Below are 10,156 nucleotides of genomic sequence, written 5' to 3'. Positions count from 1 at the left end.
GTTACTGGTTGGTTGCGGATTGGTGATTCGTGGTATTTCTTGAAGGAGTCGGGTGTGATGGTGACCGGTTGGGTGTGGATTGGGGGGACGTGGTACTTCTTCTCTGATTCGGGCCAGTGGAGCTGAGCTGAGTGATTGATGCGGGCGTGAGCGCCCGAGTGTGCGCCCCGGGACACCACCCAGGGGCGCACACCTGTCCGCAGCTGCAGTGCTGGTCACAATTATCGGCGTGGATGAAAGTTTGTCAGTTTATTATAGTGCGTCTCCATGTCCCCCATATAGCCTTGTAAAACGCTGGGGTGTCAGGCGCTGTTGGAATATTAAAGGCTGTCGGAATGGGTTGTTATGTCAGCTAAAATAGTGTCGGCCTACTGTTGGAACGATTGTCTGTCAAACAGTATCAATTATCGACTAAGCTCCATCGGTTTATGATTGACAGGTGAGGATCGCAGTGACGTGACCCTTACCTCCACCCCTTTTGTCGACCAAGTGAGCCACAGATGTCCCGACGAAAAGTCACGGCACTGGCGCTGATAGCGGCAGGTGCCCTCGTTTTTACCCCAGTCACAATCCCATCGACACGTGCGGCTGCCGTCACCGACGACGCCCAGCAGCGCACCCTCGCTGCCCAGAGCGACGACGCGCAGTCCGGCGGCGACGCACAGTCGCGCATCCCGCAGGACGCTGCCACGGCCTCGGACGTTGAAGGACATGCCAGCGACGACACGCCGACCACGATCATCGTCCAACTTGAGGACGGAGACGTCGGAATTCCCTGGGATAAGCGCGTCTTCGGTCTGAGCGCGGATACCAAACACGCAGAGATGAAAGCCCGCATCGAGTCAGAGGTTGATCGGGTAGCGTCCGGCTCGGTCGTCACCGTCCTGCGCGAATACAGCCACGCGCTCGACGGCTTCGCGCTCGAAGCCCCGGCCTCCTCCCTGGAGGCCATTCGTGCCACCGAAGGCGTTAAGGCAGCATTCGTCGAGCAAACCTACGATCCTACGACGATCAGTGAGGAGGCAGACAATGCCGTCCTCACCGCCATTGACCCCAGCGTGCTCAATTCCTCCACGCTCGAGATGATTCGCGCCAACCAGACCGGCCTGAAGGGCGACCGCCAGGTTATCGAAATCATCGACACAGGACTGGTGATAAGGCATGCAGCCTTTGCCGGCTCCATGGACGGTGTTGACGTGCGCATGAGTCAAGCGGACGTCGAGGCCTTAACCAGTTCCCGCACGGGAAAGGGGGACGTTACGTGAGCAAAAAGATCCCCTTTGTCTACGATTACGCCGACGAGGATGACAACCCGAATCCCGGATATATCTTCAACAGCCAGCACGGGACACACGTCGCCGGTATCGCCGCCGCCAATGCGCCCGAGCTGCGGGGCGTTGCGCCGAACGCTCAGATCATCGCTGCAAAAGTGGCCGGAGATGGCAGCGGTATTCAGGACAGGGCAGTGCTGGATGCGCTCGATGACGCCCTCATCCTCAAGCCGGACATCATCAACCTGTCTCTTGTGCGAGGCGGAGGCATGAGCAGCGAGGCCGGCAGCGTCTACGATGGCGTGCTCAAAGCCCTGACAGATGAAGGCATCACCGTCAACGTGTGCGCGGGGAATGAGGGGTCTGCCGCGTACGGAACCCTCAACGGCAGTGCTGCACCCTACGCGACCGAACCGGATACTTCCACGGTGACCGAGCCGGGTTCCTTCAAACCGTCGTTGACCGTCGCCTCGGTCGATAACGTGTTGGCCTTGCCCTATCTGACGTACGAGGACCAGCGGATCTTCTACAGCGCCGCCGTTGATAGGGATGATCAGGCGAAGGCTGACCTGCGTGCCATCCCAGAGGGAACCTACCGCGTCATTGACGCCGGCGCGGGTGATGCAAGCACGCTCAAGCAACTCGTCGCCGACAACCAGGGCGATCTCTCCGATGTCATTCTCCTGGAAAACGGCGGCGGGAACAGGGAATACAGTGACAAGATCAGTGCCTGGCGGCAAGTGAGTGCGGCTGAGTCCCTGTCAGCGCGCCCAGCAGCGCTCATGCTCGGAGACCCCGATCAGGGTGTGGTTCCCTACGCGGCAATAATCGACGAGCATGCAACTTTGCCGACCGTCACCATCACGAACAAAGACCACGGCACTCTCGCCGAGGCGCTACGATCCTCTGCCTCCGGGAGCGTGACGATCACCCTCACGTATTCCGACCAGGTTCCCGTGACCGATATGCCGATGGTCTATCCCACTTCCTCCTGGGGCGTGTCACCCGACCTCACACTCAAGCCCGAGATCACCGCACCCGGCGGCAATGTCGTCTCCGCTGGATATCTTGACCAGTACGTGCGAATGACCGGCACCTCGCAGGCAAGCCCGCACGTCGCTGGCGTGGCCGCCCTCGTGCGTGAGCGCATCGCAAGCGATCCGTTGTTCGCGCGCATGAGCCACGCAGATAAGGACGCTGTCGTTGCGAATATCCTGATGGGCACCGCTCATCCGCTCCAAGACGTTGAGCAACGCAACGGAACCTATTACTCGCCGCGCAGAGTCGGTGCCGGCCTCATCGACGCGGTCGCGGCAACCACCACGGCCGTCTACCCAACCGTGGAAGGAGCATCCGACCCCTCTCGCCCGAAGGCAGACCTCGGGGATGGAACGCAGGGCTGGCGCTTCACGGTGAGGCTGACCAACTTGTCCGGCGACGACCACACCTACACGCTCGGCGGCCAAGCTCTCTCCGAGATCACCGAAAACGGGTACTTCACCCAGCACTCCAAGAACTGGGCGAATCAGGGTATCTCCCTGATCTTCTCGGCGAACACGTTGCGCGTGCCCGCCAGATCGAGCTCCTCCGTGACCGTCACGGTGACCCCTCAGGCTGAGTTTGCCTCGTACGCCGCCGAGAACGCGCCTAAGGGAACCTTTATTGACGGCGCCGTCACCTTCGCGAGCACCGATGGGGCACCCAACCTGACGGTTCCCTACATGGGGTTCTACGGCTCCTGGGGAGACCCCAGCGTCTTCGACGCGCAGGGAAGCGACTTCCACGCCGACCGGTCTTCCCTGATCAACCTGGCGACGCGCGCTCCGCTCGATGAGCCGCGCGTGGGACTCGACGGTGCCCGCTACGTCGTCTCGCGTTCGACTCTGCCTGGAGCACCGACGTCGATTGCACCTCGTACTGTCCTGCTGCGCAACGTGCCGGTGGTGACCTACACCTACAGGAACGAGGCCGGTACGGTTGTGCGCTCGTACACGCGTCACCGCGCACGAAAGTACCCCTTCGATGGGAAAGCGGAAGTTCCTGACACCGTCGACGCCCAGGCTGACACCGCCGAAACCCCTCACGCGGACGCGGCCGTCTTTGACGGATTCGACGCGTCGGGTACAGAGCTGCCCGACGGACCCTACACCCTCACGATTGAAGCAGCATCGGACGGCCCGTCTTCGACCACGCACCAGCAAAGCTACGAGCTGATGCTGGACACCCAAGCTCCCGTCGTGACCACGCTCGACGTCAGGGATGACGCAGGGGAACGCACACTGGTCATCGACATCACCGACTCCTCGCCGCTGGCCGGGTACGGGTTCTCCGCGATAACCGAGAACGAACCCGCCTACTCGGTGACGGAAGGCTTGACGGACGTACATCAGAGCGACGGCACATACACGAGCCACTACGAGATTGCGTGGAAGGACCTGCCCGAGTCCCTGACGGTGACCAACCCGGCCGCCCTGACCCTGTACGCCTGGGACGCGGGCAAGAATCGGACGACGGCACACGTGAACCTGGCGGGGATCCCGATGACCGCGCTGTCCCTGACTCCGCAGTCCTCCTCGCTTATCGTCGGGCAGACGACGACCCTGCGCGCAGACTACGAACCCGCCAACGCGACCGTCACCGGCCTCGTGTGGTCCTCCTCGAACGAGGCCGTGGCGACCGTTGACGATCAAGGACACGTGCGGGCGGTGGGAACTGGAAGCGCGACGATCACCGCGGCCGACGCGACGCAATCGAGCGTGTCCGCGAGCGCGCAGGTCAGCGTCCGCGCGGTCTCATCGTGGACGGGTATCGAGCTGTCGACGTCCTCGCTTACTCTCCAGACGGGGCAATCGGCGACAGTTGAGGCGTTCCTTGCATCAGCCTTCAAGGGGCGCACGGTGACGTGGAAGCTGGTGCCTGCTTCTCTTGGAACGGTCACGACCAGCCGTGACACGCTGTCGGCGACGGTGACGGCGTCGAGCACGGAAGGAAGCGGTACGTTGCGTGCGATGGTGAGAAATCGCTATGGGCGGGCGAGAAGCGTGTCCATCCCGGTCGCGATCGAAGGCGAAGCCGCCCGGGACTTCGTGATCGATGCGTCGGGTGTCTTGACCAGCTACGAGGGGTCCTCGCCCGACGTGACGATTCCGGATACGGTCACGGTGATCGCACCCTCCGCTTTTGATAAGGCACGTCAGGTGATTCGCAGCGTTCGTATTCCCGCGAGCGTCCGAGAAATTCAAGCAGACGCGTTTGCATCGACCGCTTTGACCTCGGTGACATTCGATGACACGCGAGACTATCCTTCGCAGCTGACAACGGTGGGGGAGAGGGCGTTCGCGTCGACTGCCCTGACGTCGATTGTCCTGCCTGGTGCGGTGACGACCATCGGTGCCCACGCATTTGACGGTGCCATGTCGTTGACGGAACTGGAGATTCCCGACTCCGTGCAATACTCGGGCGGACTGGCGAATACGGGACTCGAGACGGTCGAGTTTGGAACGCAGATCAGGAAGATTTCGTCGAGGGGCACAAGCCTCGCGGCTCCCCAGCACCTCATCGTGCGAGGTGGGGTCCAGGGCGTCGTGGATTACGAAGAGAGCGCCTCGGATACATCTTTGATGAGTGCATTCTTCGGCGAAGGGATAACGGACATCACCCTCTCGGGGAGCTTCCCGAGAGTCGTCGTCCTGCCGTCCACAACCACACAATTCGCCCTGTACTCCTACCTGCTTGGGGGAAGACCCGACGACATCGACGTGTATGTCGCCGACGCGCAGGGATCGCCCGCATGGGTCACGGCTGAGAACGCGCTGCTCGAAGCACGCCTCGATACCGCGCGCATCCATCGGTACACCCCCGCGACTGTGACCGTTTCTGGCGCGGGAATCACCGAGGCCGATGACGGGTACGAGCTGTTGGCATCCGTCGGTACCCCGACCCAGATCACCGCCTCCGTGACCGGTGGCGTTCCGGGCGGATACCAGATGCGAGCCACGCAGGTTGGCGCGGACGGAACCGAGACACGCGTGCTCGACTGGGCGGACATGACGGCCAACGCCGACTCTGCCTCTGCGCTTCTGTCGTGGAACCCGACAAGCAGTGATACGACGCTGCGCATCGAGGTGCGCGACGCCACGCACCTGCGTCACCCGGTGACGGTGGCGCTCGCGGGCAGTCCTCAGCCGGTTCCGACCCCGCAGGTGGGATCGTGGTCGCACAACGGGAGCTGCTGGAGCTACCGGTACGCGGATGGCACTGTTGAACGCAGTTCGACGCTCACCATCGACGCGCAGGTGTACCGATTCGGCGCGAATGGGTGTGCGAAGACCGGGTGGGTGCTCGACGGGGACTCGTGGTACTACCACTCCTCGACGGGTGCTCAGCAGAGCGGATGGCTGACGCTGGGCACGGATACGTACTATCTGGATCCCACAACCGGTGCGATGGCCACCGGCTGGTTCACAGACAGAGGTGCCTGGTACTACCTGCAACCCGGCACCGGAGCTATGGCGACGGGATGGGTACGCATCGGGTGGAAGTGGTACCACTTCTCCGACACGGGCCAGCTCCTGTAGCATCCCTGCCATGGTGCCAAGGCGCGCGCCTCGCTCGCGCCCCGAACACCGCGTCGGGACGCGAGCGCATAAAGTCCCAGGCTTTTCCCAGGTTGCCTGTGGGGTCCCACAAGGTTGGCTCCTTACAGTAAGCGTCATCGCAAGGGAACACGGCGCGGGCCGCACGGGTCCGAGTAATGCCGACGAGCTACGTTTGAGGAGTCATCTGGGAGAACTCGCACTGTGTTGATGGGATACGCCGAGGGGCCGACCGTCAGGTCGGCCCCTCGGCATATCTGCACGCGCTCGACGAGCGAGTGAACAGGGTGAGGTTTATAGGTCGCTGCGTGCACTAGTCGGAGGCTGGGACTTCTCTTGCGCACGTCAACCCGCTCATCGGAGCGTCGGCGGGGCTGCCCACGTGCGGAGCAGCGGGTTCACGTGCGGGATAGAGGGTTCGCATACGGATGCGCCCCGAAGCGTCCCGCGATACGTCGTTTCCCATCACCCCTCGTGCGTGAGCTGAAGGCTAACCGACGTTTCATAGTGGAGCGTGGGGACGGGAACCACCGGTCCGTGTTTACCAAGTGGAAAGCGATAGACTTTCGCGGCATCTACGAACTCAATCAAGGAGAAACCCATGAAGCGCCGTCTCGTCGCCGCCGGCCTCGTCCTTCTGTTCCCGCTCGGCATGGCTGCCTGCGGATCCCAGTCCAAGGCCGATGCCTGCAAAGAAATCAACAACGCCCGCGATAAGGCCCTGGAGCAGGTGGATGCGCTATCCGTGTTCTCTGGTTCCGAGGACTTCAAGAACAAGCTGGACACGTTCCTCGCCATCCACAAGGAAGCCGCCAAGAAGGTCACCAACAATGACGTGAAGGCGGCGTACGCGGACGTCATCACCGACATGGACAAGCTCGCTGACGCCATGAACAACGGTGCCGACTTCTACGAATCCGACGAGGTCCTGGACCTCACCACAGAACTATCGGCGCACGGCGAGAAGCTCAACGAGCTGTGCGGTTTCTCGTGGGATCGATGACGCATCGCTGACAATCCGAGCGCATGCGGGGGGCGGCCAACCTGGTCGCCCCTCCCGTATAGTCAGGAGCAACATGCGCCACCCGGGATGTTGTGCGTAGTGGCTGTTGGGACACCCGGGCAGCACAAGGCCGGGACGCGCCGGGACTCTACGAAAAAGCCCAACGCGCCCCGGCCTCGTCACTGATGGGGCGGACGACTTTAGAGGCGCTCAACCCCCGCGTCCCACGCGGCGCGCATGGGGTTCGCGTCGGCGACCAGCTGATCGAAGCGCAGATCGGCGATATCGATGACCTCGCCGAGGGCGAAACGAGCCTCGCGGGCCGGGGAATGTTCGACGCGGCGCCAACCGGATTCCAGCAGGTGCTTGCGATCCACCACGTTATCCACGCAGATCACCAGCGGACGGCCAAACTTCTCGCGGTACGCGCTGGCCAGGGCGCGCAGCTCCTCGGCCTCCTTGTCCGTCAGATCACCGACCGACAGGTTCGCCGTATCGGCCAGGGACTGCTCGTCACCCTGGCCATCGAGGACCAGCGACACGATATCCGAGTACGACGCGATGAGTTCTTCGGCCTCCTGCTGCGTTGCCGCCAACACGACGTTCTCGAAGGAAGAACGCAGGTCGGACACTGACCCAAAGGGGCGGGCATCCCAGGCACGCTCCGCCGGCCATGTCTGCGTCGTGAACATCTGGGAGAACGTCGACACGAAGGTCTCGCGATCCATCGCGTTCACGTCGTCCAGGTTGATCTTCTTGCCGTCCACAACGGCCACGTCCGGGGAAGCAGGGCGACCGATGTGGAAGAATAGAAGGTTCAGGATGATGGCGGTCAGCGAGCCGATCGTCACGCCGGAGCCGAAGATGATCTGCAGCCAGGCGGGCATGACCGTGACGATGCCGGGCTTGAGGGTGACCAGCAGTGCCATGCCGATTGACGTGGAGACGATGACGGCGTTGCGGTTGTCACGAAGGTCGACCTTGGCCAGGGTCTGGATACCCACGACGGCGACGTTGGCGAACATCGCGAGGGACGCGCCGCCGATGACGGGCTGCGGAATCGACGCGACGATGGCCGCCGCCTTGGGCAGCAGCCCGATGATGATCATGAAGACGCCGGCGGCCGTGACGACCCAGCGGGACTTCACGCGGGTCAGGCGCACCAGGCCGACGTTTTGCGCAAAGCAGGTGTAGGGGAACGAGTTGAGGACGCCGCCCAGCAGGGTGGACAGGCCGTCGGCGCGCAGGGCGTTGGCGATGTCGCGCGGGGCGATGCGCTTGCCCACGACCTCGCCGGTCGCGAAGACGTCACCCGTGGTCTCCACGGCAGTCACCGCCATAACAATGATCATGGCGACAATGGCGGTCACGGAAAACTTCGGGATGCCGAAGTAGAAGGGCGTGGTGATGCCAAGCCAGGTGGCCTCGCCCACGCCCGAGAAGTCGGTCTTGCCCAATGCGAAGGCGACGGCGGTCATGATCAGCAGGGCAAGGAGGACGGACAGGGTACCCATAAAGCCCTTGAAGAGCCGCTGGATGATGACGATGATCGCGATTGTTCCGAAGGCGAAGCCGAGGGCCTCGTAGGTCGCCGCGGCTTTCGCTGCCTCGTCGGTGGCCTTATCGGCCCACGCGACGATGTCGCCAGCGGAGACTGACAGCAGGGTCGTGCCCATGACGGTCAGCAGCGTGCCCGTGACGATGGGCGGGAAGAAGCGCAGGAGCTTCGCGAAGAAGGGGGCGACCAGGAAGACGATGAGGCCGACGGCGATGATGGAGCCGTACATGGTGGCCAAGCCGGTCGTTGGGTCGGCGCCGGGTGGCGTGGCCGCCGCGCCGATCGCGATGAGGGGGGAGACGGCGGTGAAGGTGACGCCCTGGATAAGGGGGAGCTTCACGCCGATGAAACGACCAATGCCTGCGGACTGGATAATCGTGGCGATGCCACAGGTGAGCAGGTCAGCGTTGATGAGGTGGACAAGCGTGTGGTTGTCGAGCCCGAGTCCGGAGGCGATAACGAGCGGGACGACCACGGCACCCGCGTAGAACGCGAGGACGTGCTGAATACCCAGAATGGTGAGTTTCCCAAAGGGAGGAACTTGATCGACGGGGTGGGGAGCGGACGAGGGGCGTGATGCCATCTGTGTCTCCTGGACCTTTATCCAAGTGGTGTTAGGGACGCCTCTATTCTCTGTGATCAGGATGAACGTTTGACGGTTTATTTAAAAAGTGTGGCGTGTAATATGCCGTTTGTGCATTTCGTTTAGGATGTGAACAAAACGGGACGCATACGGGAGGGGGGCCGGTATGCCGCGCAACGGTCGTCCTCCGTCAATGGCGGACGTGGCTCAATTGGTCGGTGTCTCGCATCAGACGGTGTCTCGCGTTGTGAACGGTAAGGGGCGCGTGTCGCCGCGGACACGCGAACGCGTGCAGTCCGCGATTGCGCAGCTGGGATACCGCCCGAATTCCGTGGCCCGAGCCCTGGTGACCGCCCGCTCGGGCATTATCGGCGTCGTGACCACGACCTCGGCTCATTTTGGCCACTCCTCGATGCTGATTGCCCTGGAGATTACCGCACGCGAGGCCGGGTTCTTCACGTCAGTCGTGGCCCTTGACCGTTTCAGCGTCGAGGACGTGGCAAGCGCCTTCGATCATTTCTCGTCCCTGGCTGCCGAGGCGATCATCGTCATCACGCCGATGGATTCCCTCGCCGAGGCCGGGGTGAGTGTCCCGGGGGATGTGTCGGTCGCAGGTTTTGATGACGTACCCTTGGCAGCCTATGTGGGGCCGGGTCTGACGACGGTGCACCAGGATTTCGCTGATCTTGGGCGCTGCGCGATGGAGGCTGTTAGCCAGGCGCTAGAGGGAGGCTCGGCCGATACCTACGTGCGTCCCACCCGCCTCGTTGTGCGTGGTTCGACGGGGGCGTGCGCCCATTAAGGAGCCTTTTCTTCTGTGTGCGTGCTTTGTGCGCGTGGGGATATGAACGCTCACTCAACGGATATTTGTCGGCGCTCAGGCAGGAGTGTGAATGGCCGCAGTCCCGAGATGCGGGGTGCAGATGATGGCTGTGTGGTCGTCAACGAGCTGCGTGTGGTTCGCTTTGACGACAACGTGCGTCATGTTGCCGTCGCGGAGGGAGACAAGAGTGAATCGGAGTGTCACTTCGGTGTTTTAGTCAACACGTGGCTAGCTCGGACTTCGGTATTAAGGATGTCTGGAAGACTGTGGTCCTGATGCGCTCTGCATCACCGCCACGTCTGACATGACGGCTTCCGCTTTGC

General features: G+C 62.5%; 6 protein-coding genes and 1 pseudogene. 6 read left to right on the top strand and 1 reads right to left on the bottom strand.

Translation table 11 applies throughout. The annotated features are described in order from the left end of the window. From QZ149_RS06050 to QZ149_RS06035, 4 genes and pseudogenes are all read left to right on the top strand, one after another. A pseudogene (locus QZ149_RS06050) lies at nt 1–126 on the top strand (N-acetylmuramoyl-L-alanine amidase family protein); the annotation flags it as partial. 374 nt (nt 127–500) lie between these two features. Further along, a complete protein-coding gene (locus QZ149_RS06045) occupies nt 501–1,265 on the top strand; it encodes a protease inhibitor I9 family protein (protein ID WP_291450417.1) in 765 nt (254 codons plus the stop codon). Further along, on the top strand, nt 1,262–5,848 hold the full coding sequence (locus tag QZ149_RS06040) for a S8 family serine peptidase (RefSeq protein WP_291450415.1): 4,587 nt from the start codon (nt 1,262–1,264) through the stop codon (nt 5,846–5,848). The genes QZ149_RS06045 and QZ149_RS06040 overlap by 4 nt, the downstream gene beginning before the upstream one ends. 619 nt (nt 5,849–6,467) lie before the next feature. After that, entirely contained in the window at nt 6,468–6,869 is a 402-nt protein-coding gene (locus QZ149_RS06035; RefSeq protein WP_291450414.1) for a hypothetical protein, read from the top strand. Between the two features lie 200 nt (nt 6,870–7,069). Here the strand turns inward: QZ149_RS06035 and QZ149_RS06030 are convergent, their stop codons facing one another. Next, the gene (locus QZ149_RS06030) at nt 7,070–9,010 is read right to left on the bottom strand and encodes a solute carrier family 23 protein (RefSeq protein WP_291450413.1); all 1,941 of its coding nucleotides are present in this window, start codon (nt 9,008–9,010) and stop codon (nt 7,070–7,072) included. A gap of 166 nt (nt 9,011–9,176) precedes the next feature. Here QZ149_RS06030 and QZ149_RS06025 point away from each other — a divergent pair, with 166 nt between their 5' ends. Both QZ149_RS06025 and QZ149_RS06020 read left to right on the top strand, forming a co-directional pair. After that, a complete protein-coding gene (locus QZ149_RS06025; RefSeq protein ID WP_291450411.1) occupies nt 9,177–9,812 on the top strand; it encodes a LacI family DNA-binding transcriptional regulator in 636 nt (211 codons plus the stop codon). Nucleotides 9,813–9,854: 42 nt separating this feature from the next. Continuing rightward, the gene (locus tag QZ149_RS06020) at nt 9,855–10,109 is read left to right on the top strand and encodes a hypothetical protein (protein ID WP_366488290.1); all 255 of its coding nucleotides are present in this window, start codon (nt 9,855–9,857) and stop codon (nt 10,107–10,109) included. Nucleotides 10,110–10,156 lie beyond the last annotated feature (47 nt).

This window comes from Actinomyces sp. ICM47 (genome assembly GCF_905369875.1).
Taxonomy (GTDB): Bacteria; Actinomycetota; Actinomycetes; order Actinomycetales; family Actinomycetaceae; genus Pauljensenia.
This window is presented reverse-complemented; position numbering and strand designations above follow the sequence as displayed.

What these genes read in the sequence shown, in the direction of transcription:
- QZ149_RS06035 (WP_291450414.1), top strand. Translation starts at nt 6,468, where the DNA reads ATGAAGCGCCGTCTCGTCGCCGCCGGCCTCGTCCTTCTGTTCCCGCTC.
- QZ149_RS06020 (WP_366488290.1), top strand. Translation starts at nt 9,855, where the DNA reads ATGAACGCTCACTCAACGGATATTTGTCGGCGCTCAGGCAGGAGTGTG.
- QZ149_RS06045 (WP_291450417.1), top strand. Translation starts at nt 501, where the DNA reads ATGTCCCGACGAAAAGTCACGGCACTGGCGCTGATAGCGGCAGGTGCC.
- QZ149_RS06030 (WP_291450413.1), bottom strand. Translation starts at nt 9,010, where the DNA reads ATGGCATCACGCCCCTCGTCCGCTCCCCACCCCGTCGATCAAGTTCCT.
- QZ149_RS06025 (WP_291450411.1), top strand. Translation starts at nt 9,177, where the DNA reads ATGCCGCGCAACGGTCGTCCTCCGTCAATGGCGGACGTGGCTCAATTG.